The 23,493-nt window shown below is 73.6% G+C and carries 21 protein-coding genes; 4 read left to right on the top strand and 17 right to left on the bottom strand.

Annotated features, from left to right (window positions below):
* Window positions 1–33 precede the first annotated feature (33 nt).
* From AC6EXY_RS28535 to AC6EXY_RS28510, 6 genes are all read right to left on the bottom strand, one after another.
* On the bottom strand, window positions 34–903 hold the full coding sequence (locus AC6EXY_RS28535) for a HalD/BesD family halogenase (protein WP_499818499.1): 870 nt from the start codon (window positions 901–903) through the stop codon (window positions 34–36).
* 381 nt (window positions 904–1,284) lie between these two features.
* Window positions 1,285–2,511, bottom strand: coding sequence for a styrene monooxygenase/indole monooxygenase family protein (locus AC6EXY_RS28530; protein WP_499818500.1), 1,227 nt, complete (start codon window positions 2,509–2,511; stop codon window positions 1,285–1,287).
* Window positions 2,512–2,524: 13 nt separating this feature from the next.
* On the bottom strand, window positions 2,525–3,112 hold the full coding sequence (locus tag AC6EXY_RS28525) for a GTP-binding protein (RefSeq protein ID WP_499818504.1): 588 nt from the start codon (window positions 3,110–3,112) through the stop codon (window positions 2,525–2,527).
* Window positions 3,109–3,498, bottom strand: coding sequence for a DUF742 domain-containing protein (locus AC6EXY_RS28520; RefSeq protein ID WP_101831158.1), 390 nt, complete (start codon window positions 3,496–3,498; stop codon window positions 3,109–3,111). The genes AC6EXY_RS28525 and AC6EXY_RS28520 overlap by 4 nt, the downstream gene beginning before the upstream one ends.
* Window positions 3,499–3,533: 35 nt before the next feature.
* Window positions 3,534–3,971, bottom strand: a complete 438-nt coding sequence (locus AC6EXY_RS28515; protein WP_499818501.1) for a roadblock/LC7 domain-containing protein — start codon at window positions 3,969–3,971, stop codon at window positions 3,534–3,536.
* Window positions 3,972–3,979: 8 nt separating this feature from the next.
* Entirely contained in the window at window positions 3,980–5,167 is a 1,188-nt protein-coding gene (locus AC6EXY_RS28510) for a sensor histidine kinase (RefSeq protein WP_279354603.1), read from the bottom strand.
* A gap of 636 nt (window positions 5,168–5,803) precedes the next feature.
* Between AC6EXY_RS28510 and AC6EXY_RS28505 the strand changes: the two genes are divergently transcribed.
* Window positions 5,804–6,214 carry a hypothetical protein gene (locus tag AC6EXY_RS28505; RefSeq protein WP_499818502.1) on the top strand — a complete coding sequence of 137 codons (411 nt, stop codon included), beginning with the start codon at window positions 5,804–5,806 and terminating at the stop codon, window positions 6,212–6,214.
* On the opposite strand, the gene AC6EXY_RS28500 is transcribed toward AC6EXY_RS28505, so the two are convergent.
* Window positions 6,211–7,752: a protein kinase family protein gene (locus AC6EXY_RS28500; RefSeq protein WP_499818503.1), complete on the bottom strand. Its 1,542-nt coding sequence runs from the start codon at window positions 7,750–7,752 to the stop codon at window positions 6,211–6,213. The two genes, AC6EXY_RS28505 and AC6EXY_RS28500, sit on opposite strands and share 4 nt — an antisense overlap.
* A 45-nt stretch (window positions 7,753–7,797) precedes the next feature.
* Window positions 7,798–9,702 (bottom strand): DNA helicase RecQ, encoded by a 1,905-nt coding sequence (gene recQ / locus AC6EXY_RS28495; protein WP_499818505.1) that lies wholly within the window; start codon window positions 9,700–9,702, stop codon window positions 7,798–7,800.
* 298 nt (window positions 9,703–10,000) lie between these two features.
* Between recQ and AC6EXY_RS28490 the strand changes: the two genes are divergently transcribed.
* Window positions 10,001–11,917 carry a serine/threonine-protein kinase gene (locus AC6EXY_RS28490; protein WP_101831153.1) on the top strand — a complete coding sequence of 639 codons (1,917 nt, stop codon included), beginning with the start codon at window positions 10,001–10,003 and terminating at the stop codon, window positions 11,915–11,917.
* Between the two features lie 68 nt (window positions 11,918–11,985).
* Here AC6EXY_RS28490 and hypE read toward each other — a convergent pair whose 3' ends face one another.
* The 7 genes from hypE to AC6EXY_RS28455 all read right to left on the bottom strand — a co-directional run bounded on the left by hypE (window position 11,986) and on the right by AC6EXY_RS28455 (window position 19,184).
* On the bottom strand, window positions 11,986–13,158 hold the full coding sequence (gene hypE, locus AC6EXY_RS28485; protein WP_243407359.1) for a hydrogenase expression/formation protein HypE: 1,173 nt from the start codon (window positions 13,156–13,158) through the stop codon (window positions 11,986–11,988).
* A gap of 58 nt (window positions 13,159–13,216) precedes the next feature.
* On the bottom strand, window positions 13,217–14,314 hold the full coding sequence (hypD, locus tag AC6EXY_RS28480; RefSeq protein WP_101831151.1) for a hydrogenase formation protein HypD: 1,098 nt from the start codon (window positions 14,312–14,314) through the stop codon (window positions 13,217–13,219).
* Entirely contained in the window at window positions 14,311–14,589 is a 279-nt protein-coding gene (locus tag AC6EXY_RS28475; RefSeq protein WP_101831150.1) for a HypC/HybG/HupF family hydrogenase formation chaperone, read from the bottom strand. The genes hypD and AC6EXY_RS28475 overlap by 4 nt, the downstream gene beginning before the upstream one ends.
* A gap of 38 nt (window positions 14,590–14,627) precedes the next feature.
* Window positions 14,628–15,869, bottom strand: coding sequence for a tetratricopeptide repeat protein (locus AC6EXY_RS28470; RefSeq protein ID WP_101831149.1), 1,242 nt, complete (start codon window positions 15,867–15,869; stop codon window positions 14,628–14,630).
* A complete protein-coding gene (locus AC6EXY_RS28465; RefSeq protein ID WP_101831148.1) occupies window positions 15,862–16,395 on the bottom strand; it encodes a hydrogenase maturation protease in 534 nt (177 codons plus the stop codon). Before AC6EXY_RS28465 ends, AC6EXY_RS28470 begins: the two co-directional genes overlap by 8 nt.
* A 62-nt stretch (window positions 16,396–16,457) precedes the next feature.
* Complete coding sequence (locus AC6EXY_RS28460; protein ID WP_101831147.1) at window positions 16,458–18,065, bottom strand: nickel-dependent hydrogenase large subunit; 1,608 nt, start codon at window positions 18,063–18,065, stop codon at window positions 16,458–16,460.
* Window positions 18,066–18,212: 147 nt separating this feature from the next.
* Window positions 18,213–19,184 carry a hydrogenase small subunit gene (locus AC6EXY_RS28455; protein WP_101831146.1) on the bottom strand — a complete coding sequence of 324 codons (972 nt, stop codon included), beginning with the start codon at window positions 19,182–19,184 and terminating at the stop codon, window positions 18,213–18,215.
* Window positions 19,185–19,368: 184 nt separating this feature from the next.
* On the opposite strand from AC6EXY_RS28455, the gene AC6EXY_RS28450 reads away from it, so the two are divergent.
* Together AC6EXY_RS28450 and hypB are read left to right on the top strand one after the other, a co-directional pair.
* Window positions 19,369–19,725 (top strand): hydrogenase maturation nickel metallochaperone HypA, encoded by a 357-nt coding sequence (locus AC6EXY_RS28450; protein ID WP_101831145.1) that lies wholly within the window; start codon window positions 19,369–19,371, stop codon window positions 19,723–19,725.
* A gap of 1 nt (window position 19,726) precedes the next feature.
* Window positions 19,727–20,485 (top strand): hydrogenase nickel incorporation protein HypB, encoded by a 759-nt coding sequence (hypB, locus tag AC6EXY_RS28445; protein ID WP_101831144.1) that lies wholly within the window; start codon window positions 19,727–19,729, stop codon window positions 20,483–20,485.
* 468 nt (window positions 20,486–20,953) lie between these two features.
* Here hypB and AC6EXY_RS28440 read toward each other — a convergent pair whose 3' ends face one another.
* Window positions 20,954–21,412, bottom strand: coding sequence for a hypothetical protein (locus AC6EXY_RS28440; protein ID WP_133150622.1), 459 nt, complete (start codon window positions 21,410–21,412; stop codon window positions 20,954–20,956).
* A 349-nt stretch (window positions 21,413–21,761) separates the two neighbouring features.
* A complete protein-coding gene (locus AC6EXY_RS28435; RefSeq protein ID WP_101831142.1) occupies window positions 21,762–23,072 on the bottom strand; it encodes a YncE family protein in 1,311 nt (436 codons plus the stop codon).
* Window positions 23,073–23,493: the final 421 nt, after the last annotated feature.

Raw genomic sequence — 23,493 nt, 5'->3', positions numbered from 1 at the left:
CGCTCTCCTCCTCGAGGCGTGGGCGGGTTGTGCTCAGTCGAGCAGGGCGTCGACCCGGACGGCGCTGGCCTCGACGCCGCGGTGTTCGGGCAGGACCCGGCCGAACAACTGCCGGGTGCGTTCGAGGCTGCCGATGACGCCCGCGCGCTCGGTGTAGGCGAAGATGGCCGAATGCCGGGCGGCGGCGCCGCGCACCGGAGTGACCCGGTGCATCGAGTAGCGCCCCAGGAAGAGCTGAAGGTCTCCGGGGCGCAGGGTGAGCCGGCGGACGAGGCGGTCGCCCTCGCCGGCCAGCACGGCGCGCACGTCCGCGAAGTTCTCCGCCTGCGCCGTGCGGATGTTCGGGCAGTACTCGAACGCGCCGCCGTGCTCCGGGGCCTGGGTCACCATGCTGACGGCGAACTCGTTGGTGTCGAAGTGCCAGGGATGCTCGAGGCCGGGAGAGATCACGTTCAGGCACAGGCCGGCCAGCGGGTCGGCGAGCTCGTGCACCCGGGGCAGGCCGAAACAGGCCGCGACGAATCGCTGGAACGCCTCGCTGCGGTAGAGCCGGTGGATGGCGAAGCCGCCGGGAATCTGGTCGCGCGCGACGAAGGCGTTGCCGCGCCGCATGATGTGGCGGCCGGGGTGGTCGGCGGGCAGCGCGGAGTCGATCGGAATGTTGTAGGCGTTGACGTCCTCGACGCGGTCATAGGCCAGCGAGGCGACGGACGCACATTCGGTGGTCAGCGAGGAGAAAGCGCCTGGATGGATGAAGCCGGGCAGCACACAGCAGCCGTCTGTGCGCAGATCATGTCGGGCCCGCGAGACGATGTTTCGCCAGAGCGGACGTGCCGGTTCGGTGATGGGATAACACGCCGTGTCGACAAGCTCGCCGACTGGTTGCGCTCTCGTCGCACTCATGAATCACCTCTTCACCATCTGTGTTCAGCGGTTCCGGCGCCGTCGGTTATTGGTGATCGGCGTTGGAATTACCCCATGCTCACTCGGGAGTCATGGAGGTGAAAGGCGCTGTGAGATCTGACACGGCGAGGTGACGGGTTGTGCGAATCGGTCGCGATATCGGTAGGGGACTGCTATGTCGACTGCTGGCAATTCCCGGCGCGCACCCCGAAAAGTGGCTCTGACCTGCGCTTTCTCGCGCACCGCGGGCCGTGGAGAGCGCGCGTCGCCCGGGGAGCGAACCCCGGCCCGGAGGTACCCGAACGGGCCACCCCCTCCGAGGTATGGCGGGGGTGGCGGGTGGTGGCTACGTCAGAGGATGTCAAGTCGGAGGATGTCAAGTCAGAGGGTGGCGAGGTACTCGGCGGCGCCGGCAGGGTCGAGGAACCACTGCCGGAAGTCCGTCGGGTCGTCGAAGCCGTTGACGAACCGCCGGGCCACCGTCTCGTGCGCGCTGGCCGCGCCGAGGATCTGCACGACGTGCTCCGGAGGTGGCCCGAGCAGCGCGTTCGTCCAGGTGGTGACGTGCTGGGCGTAGTCCCAGTAGCGATCGAAGGCACCCTGCATCCACTCGCGGTCGAACGGCCGGTCGCCGTGCTCGAGGATGCTGGCGAGGTAGGAGGTCGCGCACTTGGCGGCGCTGTTCGACCCCTGCCCGGTGATCGGGTCGTTGGCGACGACCACGTCCGCCATGCCCAGCACCGCCCGGCCTGAGGGCAGCTCGCCGACCGGGCGGCGCACCACCGGCGTGTAGCCGCCGGCGAGGGTCGCGTTCGCGTCGGTGAGCTCGACGTCGCCGCACCGCTCGTACTCCCACGGCACGTGGGTCCGGACGAGGTCCAGCAGCCGACCCAGGTGGGCTGCGGGCGCGGGATGATCGTCCCAGCAGTCCAGCGGGCCGCCCGGAACACCCTCGAAGAACAGGATGTCGCAGTTCCCGCTCAGGGTGTACGCCGGGATGACGAACAGCTCGCCGACGCCCGGCACGATGTTGAACCGGACGCCGGGAGAGTCGGGGTGCTCCGGCCGGGGCGCGAGGCCGTGCACATAGGCCAGCGACAGGGCCCGCTGCGGCGCGCTGAACGGCGAGCGCGAGGCGTCCCGGTCGAACAGCCCGACCAGTTCCCCCTTGCCCGCCGCCACGATGACGAGGTCGTACAGCTCCGCGAGGGAGTTCAGGTCGGACGTCGTCACCCCCGAGATGATCAGCTTGCCGCCGCGCTCCTCGAACAGCTCCGACCAGCCGGCCATCTTGACCCGCTGGTCGACGGACTGCGCGGGACGGTCGAGCCGGCCGAACCAGTCCAGCGCCCGGGCGCCGTCCGGCCCGGCGATGGACACCCCCAGCCCCTGGATGCCGACCGTCTCGGCCTCCCACAGGTTCAGTCCGTGGTCCCGCTCGGTCTGCAGTGCCGTGTGGAACATCGCCTGCGTGGACATCACCCGGCCGGAGCGGATCTCCTCCGGCGTGCGCGCCGACATCACCGTGACGTCGTAGTCATGCTCGCGCAGCGTGAGCGCGAGCTGCAGGCCTGACTGGCCGGCGCCGACGATCAGGATCTTGCGCATGGAAGGCGACTCCTCAGGCCAGGGAGATGGCGTACCGGACGAGCGTGCGCAGGGTCTCGGCGGTCGAGGCCGAATCCCGCGCGTCACAGGTGATCAGCGGGATGTCGGGGCGCAGCTGGAGGGCGTCCCGGACGTCGCCGAGGTCATGCCACAGCCGCCCGTCGAACAGGTTGACGGCGACGATGAACGGCACCGGCGAGTCGTGCTCGAAGTAGTTCACCGCCGCGAAGGACTGGTCGAGACGCCGGGTGTCGGCCAGCACGATCGCGCCGAGCGCACCGCGGGACAGGTCGTCCCACAGGAACCAGAACCGCGACTGGCCCGGCGTGCCGAACAGGTAGAGCACGAGCCCGGCGTCGAGCGAGATCCGGCCGAAGTCCATCGCCACCGTCGTCGTGGTCTTGCGCCCACCGGATGGCAGCTCGTCGACGCCCTCGCTGGCCTCCGTCATCCACGCCTCGGTGTTGATCGGCGGCACCTCCGACACCGATCCGACCAGGGTGGTCTTGCCGACCCCGAATCCACCGGCGATCACGATCTTGGCGGAGATCGCCGGCCCGCCGCCGGATGCGTGCGGCCCGCCGGCGGCGTCGCCGTTCAGACCGGCAGCTCCCGCAGCCCGTGCAGGATCCGCTCCAGCACGCCGCGGTCATGGGGATAGGCGTTCGCGGTGGGGTGGATGAACACGGCGCCCTGGGAGGCGAGGTCGCTGATGAGGACGCGCACGACGCCGAGCGGGATCGACAGCATCGCCGAGAGCTCCGCGATCGACAGCTGGCCGCGGGCCCGCTCGTAGAGCGCCTTCGACTCCGGCATCAGCGAGGCACTGAGCGCCGGGTCGTAGCGCGGCACCGAGATCATCGTCTCCACGAGCAGGTGGTGGCGGGCACGGGTGCGCCCGCCGGTGAGCGCGTAGGGGCGCACCCGCCGGCTGCGTCGCCGCGGCGCGCGGGCCGTCGCTCCCGGCACACTGCTGTCCTGAGCCATCGTGCGTTCGCCCCCCGTCGCTCGTGGTACTCGGCTCACAGCTGCCGGCCAGCGAGGACCTGGCGCAGATCGACCCGGACCTGCGGGGTCAGCGCGTGGCCGGCGTGCAGCACGAACTGGGTCATCTCGTAGCCGACGACCTTCATGTCGCAGTCGGCGTCGGTGAGCACCGCCAGGCCCGCCCCGGCATCGATGCCCATGAACAGCAGGTAGCCGACGGAGAGCCGGACGATGATCTGTTCGCAGGTGCCCCGGCCGAACAGCGCCGCGCTGTTGCGGGCCAGGCTCAGCATGCCGCTCGAGATGGCCGCGAGCTGCTCGCGCTCGACGAGGCCGACCGAGTCCGACGCGGCCAGCGACAGCCCGTCAGCTGACATGATCATGGCGTGCGCGACGCCGTGCACCCGGCCGACGAAGTCGTTGACGAGCCAGGTGAAGTCGTCGCGTCCCTGTTCGCTGGTGGTGTCCGTCACGGCTGTCCTCAGGCCCCTCGTTGCTCGTCGTGTGCGGCCTGCTCCCCCTGGCTGAAGGCGTCGAAATCGGCGAGCAGGCGCTCATGGTCGGCCGTGCGGTCGGTGGATGGCTGGTCGGTGGGTGGCGGCGGCTCGGCGGCGGGTGGGTCGGTGGGTCGCTGGTCGGTCGGCGCGCGATCGGCGGGTGCGCGATCGGCGGGCGCACGGCTGGTGGGTGGGAGCAGGACGCGCGGGCCAGTGGCGTCCTTCAGGCTGCGTGACACCCGACGCGGCAGACCGCTGGAGGTGGTGCCATCGCTCGGCGGCGGCGCGTCCGCCGGGCTCGGCACCGGACGCAGCGTCGGCGCGGCGGAGGCGAGCCGCGCCGGCCCACCGGCCCCCGCGACCCGTGACCGCGCGGACGGGCGGCTCGCCCGCCTGCTTGGCAGCCCCGCGATCGTCGGGGCCGCGGGCGGGCCCTGCGGGTCGACGGCGGCGACGACCGGTGCGGTGACCGTCCGCGTGCCCGACCAGCTCGTCTCCGGCAGCTCACACAGCAGCGCGGCTGGCAGCAGCACCGAGGCGGTCGTGCCGTGCGGATGGCGCCGGGTGAGCCACGTGCGCATGTCGTGGCGGTCGGCGATCCGGCCGACGACGGCCAGGCCCATGTGCCGCACGGCGTCGTCGTCGAGGATCGGCGCGGCCCGCAGCCGGTCGTTGAACAGGTGCAGGCGCTCGGGCGGCAGGCCGATGCCCTCGTCCTCGACCCGCAGCAGCGCGCTGCCCTGTTCGGTCAGGTGCACGCCGACCCGCACCGGCGTGGTCGGTGGGGAGGACTTCGTGGCGTTGTCGAGCAGCTCCGCGAGCAGGCGGCTGACGTCCTCCGCGGCGAACCCGACGACGCCGAGGGGGACCACCCGGCCGATGGTGACACGCGAGTAGTGGTCGATCGACGACATCGCCGCGCGGATCACGTCGACGAGCGGGGTGGTCTCCGCGGCGGTGTCGCTCGCGTCCCGCCCGGCGAGTACTCGCAGGTTCTCGGCGTTGCGGCGCAGCCGCGCGGCCAGATGGTCGAGCTGGTACAGCTCGGCGAGCCGTTCGGCGTCCTGCTCGCGGGCTTCCAGCTCCTCGAGCAGCGACAGCAGCGAGTCGACGAGGTTCAGGTCGCGCAGGGCGACGTCGGAGCAGATCGCCGACAGCGCCTCGGCGCTCACCGCGGGCGTCGTAGCGGTTCCCGCCGCCTCGGCACCGGTCGGGGTCGGCGCAGCGGTCAATGCCGGCGCGGGCGGCTGGACCGGGGCCGCGGCCCGGGGAAGAGCGCCCTCGGTCGTGGGATCCGTCCGCGTCGGCGATGCCGGCGAGACGGCGCGCCGCGGCGGGTTGAAGGGCCGGGACGCGGGCGTGGAATGGGCGGGTGCCGCCGAACGCGGCGAAACCGACGGGCGTGGTGAGTTTCTTGGGTGAGAATTGGGTGGCGCGGACGAGGAAGGCGACAGCAACTGTGCGGCGGCCTCCCGGGAGTTGCCGAGTAGCGTGCGTGACCGCTGGAACAGTTCTCGGGCTCGCGTCGTCATCCCGTCCTTACTGCTCTCTCTCGGGCGGGGCCCTCCCGCTTTCGGCTACCTCCGTCGCGTTGTCATGCAACCAGACTGCTAGTGGGCTCGTCCAACCGACTTGCCCATTACTGACCCGATGTGTCCGAGCTGTTTCGATCAACGGGAAAACGACGATGGTCCCGGTGCGGAGCGAGACGAGTGGTCGATGCCGCGGCGGGCCCCGCCCGATGTGCCGGTGTGGTCGGGGACTAACCTCGGCTCTTCCACGAATCTCGCGGGGAGCAGGGGAAGCCGATGACGAAGTGGCGAGCACCCGCCGTGGCCGTCATGCTGGCCGCCGTCCTGACGGCCTGCGGCGGCTCGGGCGGGTCGGCCGGCCCGGCGTCCACCTCCGCGGCGCCGGCGGCGGCCGCGGCGACCCGGACCGGCGCGTTCGACCTGGTGCACGACTCCGAGGCGGCGGGCGCGTTCGCCACCACCTTCCGGACCCGGTTCCCGGCGCTCGCCGGCGGCCAGACCGACACGGTCCTGCGTGACGACGGCGCCCACATCTGCGTCGACGATCTGCCGGCGGGCGGCGACCAGCTCGCCCTCACCCGCATCCCCGGCCGGTTCGCGCATCACGGCGTCACCCCCGACCCGGCGACGGCCGCGGCGATCCTCGCTCTCGCCCGCTCCACGGTCTGCGCCGCGCCCACGGGCTAGCGGCTGGCCTGGGTCAGGTGCAGGGCGCCGAGGCGGAAGGCGTCGGCGAGGACGCGGATCCGTGCCGGCCGGCGTGCCGGATCCAGGTCCAGCGCGCGCAGCAGCACCTCGTCGAGGGTTTGCGGGACGGGGAACGGCAGCCGCAGGCCGCGTAGCGGCGCCGGGCCCCCGCACGTCGGCATGACGCCGGACAGCGTGTGGTACGCCATCGCCGCGAGCCGGAAGACGTCGGTACGCAGGCCGACGCGCGGGCCGTGCAGGCCGAACAGCTCCTGCTCCGGCGCGCGGTACTCGGCGGGGCCCTCGCCGGCACGGCGGGTCACCGTGGCGAGCCCCAGGTCACGCAGGATGGACGCGCCCGCCGCTCGCGAGCCCCAGACCGGCGGGAGCACCACCGCGTCGGGGGTCACCGCCCGATGGCTGTGCCCGGACTCGTGCAGCGCGGCGAGCGCGTCGCCGGCCCCGGCCGCGGCACGCAGCAGGGCGATGGTCGTCCCGCCCGGGCGGTGGCGCGCCAGTCCGGCGGGTGGGGCCGGCGGACGGGCCGATCGGCGGCGTTGCGGCGCCGGCGGGCCGAACACCTCCCGCCAGGTGCGCCCCGGGGGGCGGGCGGACAGCAGCACGCCCTCCGCCGGGGTGACGTGACCGGCGACGAGCGCCGGCAGGCCGGATCGGCCACCGATCTCGGCGAGCAGGCGCAGCTGCCCGTCCACGGCGGCGAGCTGGGCGTCCGCGCGGTCGCCTGGCCGCCGGACCAGCACCTGGCGGAACCACACCGGGCGCGGTGTCGTGCCGACCAGCGACGCCGCTCCCTCCCGCAGCAGCCAGGCGCCCTCCCCGCCGCGCCGCTCCACCGGATCGCCGTCGAGCACGCAGGAGCGTCCCGCCATCCGCACCGTCGCCCCGCCGCGCCAGGGCTCGCCCGCGCCACCCGGTGGGAAGGCCCGGGCTGCCGCGGCGGCGCCACCCTCGGCGTCAGCGCCGTCCGACGGCTGCGCCCAGCCGAACTGCGGCGCGCCGGGACGGCAGTAGTAGCCGGCGCGGACGAGCTTGGCGACGGGGCGGCCGAGGCGGGTTCGCAGGGCGGGGGCGTCCCACAGGTCGATGTCCGTTCCGGTGGCGACGCGCTGCTCGCGGCGCCACTGTTCCCACCACCGGGCCAGGCGCGGGTCGAGCAGGCCGGGCACGCACAGCACCCAGCGGCCGAGGGAACCGCCGTGCTCCCGGGCGTGGACGCGGGCCCGCAGGTAGGAGGCCCGGATCTGGGGCAGGTAGGCGTCGCCGACACGGGGCAGCAGGTACCTGGTCTGCCAGATGACGAGCCGCCCGTCGTACTGCCGGCAGACGGCGTCCCGCTGGGCGGGACCCGGACCGCCGCAGGGCGGGCGCGTGCCCGGCTCGCGCGCCTGCGGATAGAGCGCGTCCACGAGATGACCGATCATCTCGCCGAAGTCGACCCGGGCGGCCGCCTCGCTGCGCGTGTGCAGTTCGTGGACGCGGAAATCGGCGGCGAACGGGTGGGAACGCCAGTCCGGCATGCGGGATCGCTCCTCGCGGGGGGCGGAAGATCGACCCGAAAAAGCCTAGCGAAGCTCCGCGGGGTCCGGGCCGGCTTCGCCGAGGACGTCGAGGATGTGCTGGCCGTACTTCGCGAGTTTGTTCTCGCCGACGCCGCTGATGGCGGCGAGGTCGGCGAGGCTGGCGGGCCGGCGCGCGGCGATCTCGCGCAGCGTCGCGTCGTGGAAGATGACGTAGGCGGGGACGCCCTGCTCCTTCGCGGTGCCGCCGCGCCACGCCCGCAGCGCCTCGAAGACCGGTGCCGCGCTGGCCGGCAGCTCGACGGGTGCCGCCCGCCGGGACGACCGGCCACCGCCGGCTCCGTCGCCCCGCTCGGCGCGCACCGAGCTCCGCGCGGGCCGTTCGGGCTCGCGCCGCAGCGCCACCGCGCGGTCCCCGCGCAGCACGTCGGCGCTGCTCGGCGTCAGCGCCAGCGTGCCGTGCTCGCCCTGCACGGCCAGCAGGCCTTGGGCGAGCAGTTGGCGGACCACGCCGCGCCACTCCAGCTCGCGCAGGTCCGCGCCGACGCCGAAGACGGTGAGGCCGTCGTGCTGCTGCTGCTCGACGCGGGGGGTGCGCCGGCCGAGCAGGATGTCGATGATGTGGCCTGCGCCGAAGCGCTGGTGGCGCTCCCGGTCCAGCCGCAGCACCGCCGAGAGCAGCTTCTGCGCGGCGACCGTGCCGTCCCAGGACTCGGGCGGGGTCAGGCAGGTGTCGCAGTTGCCGCAGGGCGGGGCGCCGCGCTGGCCGAAGTAGGCGAGCAGCCCGACCCGGCGGCACTCGACGGTCTCGCACAGGGCGAGCATCGCGTCGAGGTGGGTGCCGAGCCGGCGGCGGTGCGCCGCGTCGCCGGGGGAGGAGTCGATGAGCCGGCGCTGCTGGACGACGTCCTGCAGGCCGTAGGCGAGCCACGCGGTGGAGGGCAGGCCGTCCCGCCCCGCTCGGCCGGTCTCCTGGTAGTAGCCCTCCACCGACTTGGGCAGGTCGAGGTGGGCCACGAAGCGCACGTCCGGCTTGTCGATGCCCATCCCGAAGGCGATCGTCGCGACCATGACGATGCCGTCCTCACGCAGGAAGCGGGCCTGGTTCTCGGCGCGGACCCGCGCGTCGAGCCCCGCGTGGTAGGGCAGCGCGGGGATGCCCTGGCCGACCAGGAACTCGGCGATCTTCTCGACGGACGCCCGGGACAGGCAGTAGACGATGCCCGCGTCGCCGGTGTGCTCGGTGCGCAGCAGGTCCAGCAGCTGCGCCTTCGGTTCCTTCTTCGCCACGATCCGGTACTGGATGTTCGGCCGGTCGAAGTCCGCGACGTGGTGGTGGGCGCCGGCGAGGCCCAGGCGCGCGGTGATCTCCCGGTGGGTCTCCGGCGTCGCCGTGGCGGTCAGCGCGACGCGCGGGACCGCCGGCCAGCGCTCGTGCAGCATGGACAGCAGCAGGTAGTCGGGCCGGAAGTCGTGCCCCCACTGGGCGACGCAGTGCGCCTCGTCGATCGCGAACAGCGAGATCTCGCCCCGGTCGAACAGCCGGACCGTCGCCTCGACACGCAGCCGCTCCGGAGCCAGGTAGAGCAGGTCGAGCTCACCGGCGAGGAACGCCCCCTCGGTCGCCCGCCGCTCGCCCGAGTCCTGCGTGGAGTTGAGGAAGCCGGCCCGCACGCCGAGGGCGCGCAGCGCGTCGACCTGGTCCTGCATCAGGGCGATCAGCGGGGAGATCACGACGCCCGTGCCTCGGCGGACCAGGGCCGGGATCTGGTAGCACAGGGACTTGCCGCTGCCGGTCGGCATGAGCACCAGCGCGTCACCGCCGCCGACGAGATGCTCGATGATCTCCCGCTGGCCCGCGCGGAACGCGTCGTACCCGAAGACCCGCTGCAGTACCTCCTGCGTGGAGCCGGCGGCGTCGGAGGGCTGCACCGCGGTGCCGGGCGACATGGTCACGTACGCCACCCTACGGGCACCCTCGGACGGTCCAGGGCACCCGGTTGGCGGCTGTGGACGGTCATCGTGGTCCCTTCGCGCCCGGCGCGGCGCTGTGGATAACCAGCGGGTGAAGGCCACGGAGGCCGTCCACCAGCACCCCGACGCTCGTCGGATGCCTGACGGCTGTGGGACGCGGCAGGCATGGTCGCTACGATCCAGATGATTTGTCACCGTGACGCCCGCCGCCGGTGGTCGCGCGTACTGGCGCCGCCCGGAGCCTGGGCGGCGTCCGGGGGGAGAAGATCGCACGATGTCCACCGACCCGGAGCCGGTGGCGGTCGCTGCCCTTCGCCTGAGCGATCCCGTCCAGGTGGGTCCGCATCGCCTGCTCGGCCGGCTCGGCGGCGGCGGGATGGGCGTCGTCTACCTCGGCGACGGCCCGCTCGGCCAGGTCGCCGTGAAGATCATCCGATCGGAGCTGGCGGACAACCCCAGTTTCCGGGTGCGGTTCCAGCGCGAGTTGCAGGCCTGCTTCCGGGTGCGCGGCCGGCACACGGCGACGCTGCTCGACTTCGACATCACCGCCGAGCCGCCGTGGCTCGCCACCCAGTTCCTCGCGGCCCCGACCCTGGAACAGCACGTCGCCCGGCAGGGCCCGCTCACCGAGGCGGACCAGCTGCGCCTGGCCGCCGGGCTCGCCGACGCGCTGGTCTCCATCCACGGCGTGGGTCTCATCCACCGTGACCTCAAGCCGTCGAACGTGATGTGGACGGCGGGCGGTCCGATCGTCATCGACTTCGGCGTGGCCGCGGTGCGCGACGCCGGTCAGCTCACCGTCACCGGCACGCTGATCGGGACGCCCGGCTGGCTGTCGCCCGAGCAGATCACCACCGGCGAGCTCGGCGCCGCCTCGGACCTGTTCGCCTGGGGCGGACTGATCGGCTACGCCGCCACCGGGAGGCCCCCCTACGGCGAGGGCCCGCCCGAGGCGATCACCTACCGGATCGTCCACGAGGACCCGCGCGTCGACTACACCCGCATCGCCGCGCCGCTACGTGACCTGGTCCGCCAGACGCTGTCCCGGGAGCCCCACCAGCGCCCGACCGCCGCCGTCCTGCGCGCCGCGCTGGTCGACGCCCTGGGGCCCGACCTCTTCCCCCCCGCCGGACCCGCGGACGCCTCGTCCTCGCTCCCGCCAGGCCCGGGCACCGGCTCACCGCTGCCCGTCTCCCCGCCCGCGCCCGGCTCGTCGGGGATGCCCGTCTCCCCGCCCGCGCCGGGCTCGCCGGCGGCGCCCGGGTCCGGGCCCGGCTCGGGAACGGGCGGCCGTTCGCTCGCCGCGGCCATGCCGCCCGCGACGATCCCGGAGACGGTCCACACCCCGTCGCCGATCGACAGCCCCCCGCCGTCGATCCCGTCGCCCGCCGTGGGCGCCGGCGGTCACGGTACGACGCCCGGCGCCGTCGGGGTCACCGGGACGCCGGGAACACCGCCGTGGAACATCTCCGGGATCGGGACCGTCGGCTCGGCGGCCTCTCCGTCCGGTGGCGACGCGGGCACGGCGGACGGCCCCGGAGCCGCCGGCGGGGCCGGGCGGCGATCGGGTCGCCGGCGGGGGAGGAGGCTGCTCGCGATCGGCGTCGCGGTGGTCGTGCTCGCCGCCGCCGGCATCACCGTGGTGCTGCTCACCCGCGGCGGCGGTGACGAGGACGGCGGCGGCTCGTCCACCTTCACCTACACGGCGACCGGACCGTGGCGGCTGCAGATCTCCGACAAGCAGGACGGCGACGACAAGGGCTGCGTCGTCAGCCCGGTTCCCGGGGAGAACCCGCCGGGCTTCACCGCGACGTCCGACACCGTCTACGAGGAGAACGCCACCTACCAGATCCACCAGACGGGGGACTTCGCGCTCGACGTGACCCCACCGGATCCCGGCTGCCAGCTCGCGGCGATCCCCGGCGCGGGCGAGGCCACGCTGCCGTTCACCATCGCGCACAACGGCGACAGCACGGCGTTCACCGCGCCCGCCGCCGTCGAGGTCGAGGTCCGGGACTTCAACGGCAACGAGACCTGCGACTTCGTCCTGCGCGACGTCGCCTCCGGCGAGGATGTCGACATCGCCACCGCCACCAAGGACGCCCCGACCGTCCGCCTCGACCCGGGCGGCCGCCGCGAGGTCTACCTGGCCGCCAACTACTGCGTCGTGCGCATCAGCGCCGGATCCTGACGTCTCGTTCGGCGGCCACGACCTCCCCGAGGATCCGCCCGGCCGCCCGGCCGCCCGGGCTCGCGGGCTCAGCAGATGCGGGGGAGGTGCTCGCCGAGGGGGCGGTCGACGACACGGGTGGAGCCGAAGGCGGTGCGGGCGGCGACGAGGCCGGGATGCCCGGCGGTGACGGTGCCGATCACGGTGGCGCCGGTGCCCGCGGGGTGGGCGCGCATGGCGGCGAGGACGGTGTCGGTGTCGGCGTCGGCGACGAAGGCGACGAGGCGGCCCTCGTTCGCCACGTGCAGCGGGTCCAGGCCGAGGAAGCCGCAGGCGGCCTCGACGGCCGGGGGCACCGGCACGGCCGACTCGGTGAACTCCACACCGACGCCCGCCGCGGCGGCGATCTCGACCAGCGCGGTCGCGAGGCCCCCACGGGTGGGATCGCGTATCGCGTGCACCCCGGTGGTGCTCGCGGCGAGCATCGCGGCGACCAGGCCGTGCAGTGGCGCGGTGTCCGAACGGACGTCGTCCCCGCCGAACTCCAGACCCTCGCGCACGCTCAGCACGGCGATCCCGTGCTCGCCGATCGGTCCGGACAGGACGATCCGATCCCCGGGCCGAACACGGCCGGGTCGGACGTCCACCCCGGCCGGGACGAGGCCGATGCCGCTGGTGTTCACGTAGAGGCCGTCACAGCGGCCGCGTTCCACGACCTTCGTGTCGCCGGTGACGAGCCGCACCCCACAGCTGGCGGCGGCGGCGCCCATCGCCCGCGCGACCCGGTCGAGCACGGCGAGCTCCAGCCCCTCCTCGAGGATGAACCCGCAGGACAGCGCCACCGGCCGCGCGCCCCGGCAGGCCAGGTCGTTGACGGTGCCGTGGACGGCCAGCTCGCCGATCGACCCGCCGGGGAAGAACAGCGGCCGCACGACGTAGGAGTCGGTGGTGAACGCCAGCCGCGCCCCCCCGACCTCGACCACCGCCGCGTCCACCGACGCCGGGTCCGTGTCCGGCGCCGCCGATCCCCGGCCGGGCGGTGCCAAGGTCGTGTCCGGGCACGGCGGCACGGTGCCGGCGGCGGCGAACGCGGGCAGGAAGAGGTGCTCGACGAGCTCGGCGGACAGCGTGCCGCCGCCGCCGTGGCCCAGCACGATCCGGGGGTAGTCGCGCAGCGGCATCGGACAGCTCCACCCGGCCACGTCCACCCCGGTCACGTCGGCTCCGGTCACGTCGGCTCCGGTCACGTCGGCTCCGGTCACGTCGGCTCCGGTGAGGGCGGACCGCCTCACGTCGGCCCCGGTCAGATCGGCCACGGCGTCACAGTGCCGGGGTGAGGCGTCGGTACTGGTAGTAGGCGGCGCAGGCGCCCTCCGCGGAGACCATCGTCGCGCCGAGGGGGTGGCGCGGCGTGCAGCGGGTGCCGAACGCCGGGCAGTCCGGTGGCCGCAGCCGGCCCTGCAGCACCGCACCGCTGTGGCAGTGCGCCGACTCGGCGACGGTCAGGCCGGCGACGTCGAAGCGGGTCTGCGCGTCCAGGTCCGCCCAGTCGGGCGCGAGTCGCCAGCCGGACGACGGGATCACCCCGATGCCCCGCCAGGCGCGGTCGCAGACCGTGAACACCTCCCGCAGCATCGCCAGCGCCGCCGGGTTGCCCTCCGCGCGCACCGCCCGGGGGTAGGCGTTGACGAGCTCCGCCCGGCCCGTCTCGAGCTGCCCGATGGCCTGGCGGACGCCGTCGAGCAGGTCCAGCGGCTCGAAGCCGGTGACGACGATCGGCACCTGGTGCGCCGCGACCAGCGGCTCGTACTGCGCGGTGCCCATCACCGTGCACACATGGCCGGCGGCGAGGAAGGCCGCGACCCGGTTGTCGGGCGCGCCGAGGACGGCCCGCATCGCCGGCGGCACCAGCACGTGGCTGACGAGCATGGAGAAGTTCGCCAGCCGGCGCCGGCGCGCCGTGACCGCCGCCATCGCGGCCGCCGGGGCGGTGGTCTCGAAGCCGACCGCGAAGAACACGACCTGGCGGTCGGGGTTGGCCTCGGCGAGCCCGACGGCGTCGAGCGGTGAGTAGACGACCCGGACGTCGCCGCCGTGGGCACGCACCGTGAACAGGTCGCTGGCGCTACCTGGGACCCGGAGCATGTCCCCGAACGAGCAGAGGATCACCTCGGGTCGGGCGGCGATCGCCAGCGCCCGGTCGATCATCTCCAGCGGGGTGACGCACACCGGGCAGCCGGGGCCGTGGATGAACTCGACCTGCTCGGCGAGCAGCTGGTCGAGCCCATGCCGGATGATCGAGTGGGTCTGGCCGCCGCAGACCTCCATCAGGGTCCAGCGACGGGTCGCGGTGGCGGCGATGTCGTCCAGCAGCCGCCGCGCCAGCTCCGGGTCGTGGAACTCGGTCAGGTACCTCACCGCCGTGCCTCCCGCTCGCGGGGCGCGGCGAGCTGGCGGCGCATCTCGTCGAGCAGGCCGAGCTCGCGGAACGTCGCGAGGGTGCGATGCGCGGCCTCCTCGTCGACGACGGCGAGCGCGAACCCGGCATGGATGATCGTGTAGTCGCCGACGGCGGCGCCGGGCAGATAGGCCAGGCAGCTCGTGCGGGTGGCGCCGCCGAAGTCGACGAGCGCCATCCGGGTGCCGCGGTCGTCCCAGATCTCGGTGATCCGTCCCGGGATGCCCAGGCACATCGCGTCATGCTCCTTTCGCTGGCGGCGGGCCGCCGGCCTCACGTGCCGTTGCCGGTGCCACGGCGGGCGGCGACCTCGGTGAGCAGGCCGGACACGGCGTTCGCCTCGTCGTGGGCGCCGCACCGCTCGAAGGCCGCTCGGGCGCGGGTGAGGACCCCGGCGGCCTTGTCCAGCGCGCCGAGGTGGGCCAGCGCGTTGCCCTGACCGGCCAGGGCCCGGGCATGGCCGAGGGGGTCGGTCCGCGGATCGCGCACGGCGAGGACCTGCTGGTAGCGGCCGACGGCCTCGACCAGGTTGTCCCGCCGATGCCCCGACGGCACCCCGACCAGGGCGTTCGCCAGGTTCAGCTGGGTGCTGGCCCAGTGCCGCGGGTGGGCCCGCGCGGTGTAGACGCCGAGCGCGGTGCGCAGGCCGGCGATGGCGACCCCGACGCGCAGCTGGTCCGACGCCTGGCGCATCGGCATCGCCAGGTAGGCCGTGGCCAGGTTGACCTGCGCGGACGCGAACACCTCGGGTGCGCTGTCCACGCTGACCAGCCGCAGCGCGGCCAGGTACTGCCCGGCGGCGTGACGCAGGTGTTCCGGGTCCTCGCCGGCCCGTTCCTGGTGGGCCGAGCCGAGGGCCAGGCGCAGCTCGGCGCGGGCGATCGCGAGGTCGGTGCCGTCCAGCGCGTCGGCGGCGGCGGCGAGCCCCGCGAGCACGGCGTCGGTCGGTCCCTCGACCGCCCGGCGCAGGTCCGCGGCGGTGGACAGCAGCTGCGCGGCGAGTCCGGCGGCGCCCGCCCGCGCCGCCTCGTCGATGGCGAGCCCCAGCGACGACGCCGCGTCCGCCGGCCGGTCGGCGGCCATGGCGTGCGCGGCCCGCGCGGCGTGCACGAGCGCCGCGACCTCCCCGGTGGCGGCGTCGGTCGGCGGCGGTTCGGCCAGCTCGCCGAGGGCGAAGCGGACCACGTCGACAAGCGCGCCCAGCTCCGGGCCGAGCGCCGCGCGCACCGCGGCCGGATCCTCGTCCCGCGCGTCCTGCGGGCGCAGCACGAACCGGTTGTAGCGGGTCACGGGATCGTCGCCGTCGAGGGCGGCGGCCGCGGCGGCGATCTCGCCCCGGTAGGCGAGCTCCAGCGGGCGCAGCCGCGCCGGCCAGGCGTCCGGCCGCCGGCCGGCGGCGAGCGACCGGCGCACCCCGGCGGTGTCCTCCCCGTCCGGGACAAGCAGGAATCCAGCGGGCAGCGGGAACACGCCGACCGGCTGCGGACGCGCCAGGCGCGGAAACGTCTCAGCCATGGCCGGCCTCCCCGGCGAGCTCGTCGACGATCAGTCCGCGGACCCGTTCCAGCGCGCGGAGCACGGGCGGGCTCAGGGGGGCGCCGGGCTCGAGCGTCGCGGCCTCGATCAGGTAGACGGTGACGTCCCTCGGGTAGTCCTCGCCGAGCAGCCAGCGCCCGAACGCCAGCGCCTGGTCCCAGCGCACCGCGTGCGGCTGCGGCAGGTGCAGCGGCAGGTCGACGAGCTCGGCCGCGGGGACACGGCAGACGGTGCCGGGGGCGGCCCCCGTGCGGGCGGCGTCGACGAGCAGCACCCGCCGGGCCCCGCGCATCGCGAAGGCCGTGTCCAGGCCGGCGGTGCCGCCGTCGACGAGGCGCACGCCGGCGGGGACACCGGCCTCGGCGAGCCGCCGGATGAGGATCGGGCCGACCCCGTCGTCGCCGCGCAGCGGGTTCCCGCAGCCGATGACGGCCGCGGCGCAGGTCGGCGGGGTGACGCCGGGCGGGTCGAAACGCCGCGCCGGCGACGGGACGGCCGGTGACACGGCCGCTGGAGACGGGGCCGCCGAAGAGGGGACCCCCGCCCGCGTCCGTGCCGGTTCCCGGGTCAAGCGGACTCGCCCAGGGTGAAGCGGCTCAGTTCGCGGCCGGTGCGGCCGTCGAAGGCGTGCACGGTGCAGACCAGGCAGGAGTCGAAGCTGCGGGCCACATGGCCGAGCTCGACCGGGTCGCTGGGATCGGCGACCGGGGTGCCGACGAGGGCGGCCTCGATCGGGCCGGGGGTCCCGTCCCCGTCACGGGGGCCGATGTTCCAGGCGGTGGGCGTGATGACCTGGTAGTTCGCGATCCTGCCGCGCTCCAGGACGATCCAGTCCGCGAGCGACCCGCGGGCCGCCTCCGTCGCGCCGAAACCGCGGCCGTCGGCGAGCTCGGGCGCCGGAACGTGGAACGGCGCGTGCAGGTCAAGCTGGTCGAGCCAGCCGCGGACCCAGCGGTAGGTGCGGGCCGCCTCGTGCATCCGGGCGAGGACGCGGACCATCACCGACGGTCCGATCGTCGCGAGGATGTCCCCGAACAGCGGGTCGTGGTCCTGATGGGCGGCGGCGTCCGGCGCGGCGGCGGCGACACGGCGGGCCAGCGGGCCAGCCTCCAGCGGCCGCACGCCCAGGTCGGGAACGTCGTAGCGGGGCGACTTCGCCCAGCTGTACTTGCCCGCCTCCCGGCCCCGCTCGGGATCGATCGGATCCGTCTCGCCCTCGAACGGATGGTGCGCGGCGCTGCCCCGGTAGTACGAGTGGGTGACGTCCTCGCGGACCCTGGCCTGGTCGAACGGGTGATACGCGCCGTCCGCGTACACGCCGGAGCGGCTGATGAGCGCCGCGCCGCGCCCCTCGATCGTCGGCCGGGCGTAGAGCTCCGGGTCGAAGTACGTGCCGGACGCCAGGTAGTCGCCGGTGCCCTGGCCATAGCGGTCCAGACCGACGTCGAGGCAGTAGCGCAGGAAGAAGCCGCAGTCGCTGTCGTGCTGGGACTCGTTCTCGTAGATCCAGGCGAGCACGTCCGCCCAGCTGCGGTTGGCCAGCCAGCGGTCCACCGAGCAGCCGAGCCAGCGCTTCTCCAGCCACTCCGAGCGCCAGTGCTCGAGGATCGCGGTCGCCCTGGTCACGTCCGCGAGTGTCGGCGCGCCGATCACGCCGCCGGGCACCATGAAGCTCGAGTGCGGCCACTGGCCGCCGAAGATCGCGTAGATCTCCACCGGCGCCGCGGACAACACCACCCCCGGGCCGTAGCTGGAACCGGTGAACGGGGTGAACCGCCGCACCGCCTCCTCGTACAGAGGGCTTGCGGCATGGCGGCGGTGGGTGAGGTCGATGGCGAACAGCGCGTAGAAGCCGCGCGGGATGCTCTGCAGCGTCTCGCAGGCCTGCGCGATGTTGCGGACCAGCGTCGCGCCCGGGGGCAGCTCGGTGTGCCAGGCGACGTCGAGCGCGTACGCCGCCTTGTACAGGTGGCTGCCGCCGCAGATCCCGCAGATCCGCGGGGTGACGATCAGGCCGGCCTGCGGGTCCTTGCCCCGCAGGATGATCTCGAGGCCGCGGAACATCGCCGCCGAGGTCCAGGCCGAGCTGACCACTCCGTCGTCGATCGTGACCCGGACGTCGAGGTCGCCCTCCACCCGCCCCATCGGGCTGACGTTGAGATCGACGGTCGTCATCGCCCGCGCACCTCTCCCTGTCGTTTCTCGCGGCTGTGCCAGTCGTGCTGTGCCAGTCGTGCTGTGCCAGTGGTGCTGTGCCGGTCGTGCCGTGCGGTGCCGGTCGCGCTGTGCCGGCCGTGTGGTGGACGCGGGTCGTCGTCCGGATCAGACGACGAACATGTCCTTCTTCGACCACGGCGGGGCCGCGACCCGGGAGGCGGCGGCCTGGGCCAGGTAGGTGGCGTGGCCGCTGCCCTCGGGCACCTCCCGCGGGATCACCCCGGCGACCTTCTGGGTGCGGAACACCGTGCCCGGGGCGAGATCGAAGAACGGGAACTCGGGTTCGGTGCAGCCGATGCACGGCATGCCGGCCCGCGTCTTCGACGACTGCCGGTTCCACAGGATCCGGTTGCAGGGGGAGTGCGTCATCGGCCCGCGGCAGCCGAACTCGTAGAACAGGCAGCCCTGCCGTGTCCCGTCCCCGAAGGACAGCGTCGACTGCTTGTACTCGAAGTACTGGTTGCGGCTGCAACCGGTGTGGGTGAACGAGGTGAAGAACGTCTTCGGCCGGTGCAGGTCGTCGAGCTCGATGTCGGCGGCTCGGCCAGTGGCCAGCGCCACCAGGATCTGGGTGATCCAGTCCGGATGGGCCGGGCAGCCCGGCACGTTGACGACGGGCAGGCCCGAGCGCGACCGGAACCCCGAACCGAGGAAGCCGCCCGGGACGCGCCGGTGGAACTGCAGGCCGGTCGAGTCCGTCGGGTTCGGCTCGGTCGCCGGCAGGCCGCCCCAGGCGGCGCAGTCCCCGAGCGCCACCACCACCTGCGCCTGGGCGGTCAGGTCGCGCAGCCAGTCCTGCATCGGCCGCCCGGCGAACTCGTTGAACGTCCCCCGCCCGTCCGGGCCGCGGATGACCGAGCCCTCGAAGACGAGGATGTCGACGGGCCGGGTGCCCTGGGCGCAGTCCTGGAGCAGGGCGCGGGCCTGCGCGCCCTCCTGCGGGCTCAGCGACGGATGCCAGACGAGGTCCAGACCGAAGTCGCTGATCAGGTCGATGACGGTGGGCTCCGCGGCGTTCAGGAACGACATCGTGTTGCCGCCGCACGCCCCGCCCTGCAACCAGAGCACGGATGACATCGATGGTCCTTCCTCGGATGGCCCGACGTCTGCCGGCCGATGGCGGCGACGCTATGTCGCCACGGCGCCGTCACCGATGGGCCGTGTGCGGAGGCTGCCACCTACGCGGGGTGACGTTTGCCGCTGGCCGCCGGCGGCGGTGACAGTGGGTCCGCTGTCGGCGGGAGCGGGAGGTGCAACGGCGATGCACGAGCTGTCGCTGTGCCGCTCGGTCGCGGACATCGTGCGCCGGCATGCCGCCGGCAGACGGGTGATCCGGGTGCGGCTGCGGGTCGGCGCCCTGCGCCAGGTGGTGCCCGACACCCTCGCCTACTGCTGGCGCCTGATGCAGGACGACTCGGTCGATCCGCTGGCCGGGTCGGTGCTGGAGGTCCAGAGCGTGCCCGCGGTCGTGCGCTGCCGCGCGTGTGGGACCCACAGCGAGCTCGACCGGCCGGTGCTGCGCTGCGCCGGCTGCGGCGGGGCCGATGTGGAGCTGGTCAGCGGCGAGGAGTTCCTCGTCGTCTCGTTCGAGGTGGCGACGGAGCCGGTGGAGGCATGAGATGGGCCGATTCCACGCCCACGGGACCGATCACGACCATCCGCACCCGGATCACTCGCGGTACGGAACCGCCACCGAGCGGGTCGAGGTACTGGAGCGGATCCTCGGCGAGAACGAGCGTGCCGCCCGGGCGAACCGGGACGCGTTCGACGCGGCCGGTGTCACCGTCGTCAACCTGATGTCGGGGCCCGGCGCCGGCAAGACCACCCTGCTCGTCGAGACGCTGCGCCGGCTGGCGCCGCGCCGTCGGATCGGCGTCATCGAAGGGGACATCGAGACCAGCCTCGACGCCGACCGGCTCGCGGGGCTCGGCGCGTCGATCAGCCTGGTGAACACGGGCAACGGCTTCGGCGGCGAGTGCCACCTGGACGCGCCGATGATCGCCTCGGCGCTGCCCCGGCTGCCGCTCGCCGATCTCGACCTGGTCCTCATCGAGAACGTCGGGAACCTGGTGTGCCCGGCCGAGTTCGCCGTCGGCGAGGACCGGCGGGTCATGGTCTTCTCGGTCACCGAGGGGGAGGAGAAGCCGCTCAAATATCCGGTAATGTTCCGGGCGGTCGATCTCGTCCTGGTCAACAAGATTGACCTGCTGCCGTACCTCGATTTTGATCTGCCGGCGTTCCGGCGCAATCTCGACGCCGTCCATCCAGGAGTGGGCGTGCGGATGCTCAGTTCCCGGACCGGCGCGGGTGTGGATGCCTGGTGCGACTGGCTTGTCCAGTCTTCCCAGGGCCTTGGTCCGTCGACGGAAGTGGGCTGATTCCGGGCCTCTGGTCGGCCTGGCGTGGACCGTGGGTCGATGTTCCTCCTTACCCGGAACACTGTTGTGGCGAGATTTTCATGATTGTCGACGCCCCCCGGCGCGTCGCTTTCGCTATTGCTGATCGATCCGATACAAAAAATCCGATCGGGATGGCGGAACGTCGGGAAGGTCAAACAACAATGCGCCCACCTGTCAGAAATTCATCCGTTGCGCCGCCCGCGCGGCGCGGCCGCGTCATGCTCGCGGTCGCCACGGTCGCCGCGGTCGGTTTTCTCACCACCGGCGCCGGCTGTCCGCCGCCGCCACCGCCCTGCCCGCCGTACCCGCCGAACGCGACCTGCTGACGCACCTCGCGGTCGCCGTCGCGGGCGACGCGGCGGGGATTTCCTGGGCGGGCCCGGCTCCCGCGGCCGGGATGGTCACAACCCAGGACGCGGCCTGGTCGGCCTGGTCGGCTTAGTCGGCTCAGTCGGCCGAGGGGGCGGCCAACGGGAGGCCGGTCGGTGCGCCGCCAACCGGCTCGGTCTCACCGGAGGCCCCTGCGGTGATGGCGAGCGTCTCGGGTCCGCCGGTCCACGTGGGCATGGCGGCCTCGGCCCAGGTGCCGCGCAGTACCGCCACGGCGTGGTCGTACGCGTCGTGGGTGGGGAGCAGGCGGCGGATGTTCAGCGGCAGCAGGTCCTCCCGGTTCGTCTGTCCACAGCGCGGGCAGACGAGCTGGCTGAGCGGGAGGAGAACGCCGCAGCCACCCTCACCCGCGCCGCAGCGGCGCCAGTCGCCGTCCACCTCGATGCGCCGGATCGGCGGGCGGCGGCAGGACACCGCGGCGGGCACCAGCGGCGACGGGGTGCGTGTCGCCTCCAGGGTGGGGACGCCGGGGTGTGATCTCCGCGCACGTCTCCTCGCGCTCCATCGAGACGACAAGGCGGCCTCCCTTTTTGTCCGGGTACGACCAATCTTGCGGGTCTGTCCTTGGCGTCTCAGAGCAAAACGCCTAAGGTCCGGCAAAGCAACCGAATAGCACTTTCCGGTGGCTTCCGGGTGACATGCCGGCCTATCTTTGCACAACGGGTGTGCCGGCGTGCTTGACCTGCCACTTTGGCAGCGACATGACCCCGGGCGATCGGGCGCCGACACGGGCTCGTGCCGTACTCTGTTGCGCTCACGCCGTCGCACCGCTCGCCGTCGATGCGGCGCCGGGGTCTCGTGTCCACCCGGACGTTCGACGGGACGGCGTCAAGGACGGGCAGCGGGCGGCGGGGGCCGGCGCCCGTCAGCGCATGATGCCGGTGTGGCCGAGGGAGTAGCGGCCGGGCTGCGGCCAGACGGTGAGGCCGTGCGGCTCGCGGCCCACGGGGATCCTGGTCAGCAGGTGCCCGGCGGCGGGATCGGTGCCATCCGGGCCGCCCGTGTCGAACACGTACACGACGTTGCTGCGTCGGCCTGACAGCCACAGCCGGCTGCCATCGGCGCTGACGTTGCCCATGTCCGGCGTCCCGCCGCCGGGGATCGGCCAGTTCGCGACGACCGCGCGGGTGGCGAAGGAGATGACGGAGACCGAGCCCTGGTCGCCGTGATGGGGGAAAGGCGGCGACATCGACGCCATCTCGCCGCCGCGGTTCGCCACGTAGAGGAACCGCCCGTCCCGACTGGGGTACAGGCCGTGTGTCTCGGGACCGGTCCGGACGAAGCCGACCTTGACGAAGCGGTCGCCGTCGATGAGGTGGACGCCGTCGGCGTTCATGTCAGCGACGTACCAGACCTTGCCCGCTGGATCGATCTTGATGTCCTGCGGGGCTGCGTCACGCCCGAGGTCGAGGTATCCGAGCACGGTCTGCTTCCGGACGTCGATCTTGACGAGGCGGCCGGCGAACTCGCACGTCGCGATCGCATAGGAGCCGTCGACGGAGAAGTCGACGTGGTTGACGCCGGCGCACGCCGTGCCCACGTCCAGGCTGTGGCGCAGGGCCATCGTGTGCGGGTCGCGGAAGTCGATGTCGTGGTTCGCCTCCGCGATGACCATCGCGTACGCGCCGTCCGGCGTGAAGTAGAGGTTGTACGGGTCCGCGACCGGCACCGCCGGTCCGGCGAGGCGGCCGGTGCGCGGATCGATCGGGGACAGGCTGTTGCCCCTGTTGTTGTTCACCCACAAGGTCCGCAGATCCCAGGAGGGGACCACGTGCTGCGGCTCCCGTCCGGTCGCGAAGGACCCCACCACCCGCAGGGTTCGCTGGTCGATCACCGTGACCGTGCCGTCGCCCAGGTTCGGCACGTAGACGAGCGCCGGATCGTCGCGGACGACCGGGCTGAGCATCCCGGCGTGGGCGTGCGCGTAGACGTCACCGCCCGGCTCCGGCCCCACGGCCGCGGCGTCGGCCTGGGGACTCGCCGACCGGATCGACGCGGCGACCGGAGCACCCCCGGCCGCCGCCGGCACCGGTCCGGCATTCGACCCGGTGCCGCCCGCCGCGATGAACCAGATGGCGACGCCGGCGATGACGACCACCGCGGCGCCGGCCAGTAGCAGGCCGCGGCGGGAGGTGCCCGCCGCCCGATGAGTTCGGGACGATGCCCTGTCCGACACGGAGGAAGAGTAACCACGCCTGCCGGTTCCGACCGCACCGGGTACTACGTCTCCGCGAGTCGGCATCTCCGCGAGTCGGCATCTCCGTGAGTCGGTGCCCGCGGTGGGGCGGCACGGGCGCCCGTACGGTTGGGCTGCCGGGCCCGGCGCGCGCATCCGCGGGCGGTCGAGATACTGGGCGGCGGACAGCCAGCTGTCCCGGAGGGAGCCGACGTGATGAGCGAGCGCATCGGGGGCCGGGCGTGAGTGACGACAGCCCCGTCGATCTGTCCCGTCGCCGGTTCCTCACCGCCGCGCCGGTCGCCGCGGCGGCGGCCGGGCTCGCGGCCTGCGCGGCCGGATCAGGCCCGGACGCCTCGTCGACGCCCTCCGCGCCCGCCCACGCCGCGCCGGCGGCCGGCACGCCAGATCGGAAGAGCGT

The organism is Frankia sp. RB5 (assembly GCF_059816245.1).
The sequence above is the reverse complement of the archived record's forward strand: the minus strand, read 5'-3'. Positions and strand labels throughout refer to the sequence as shown.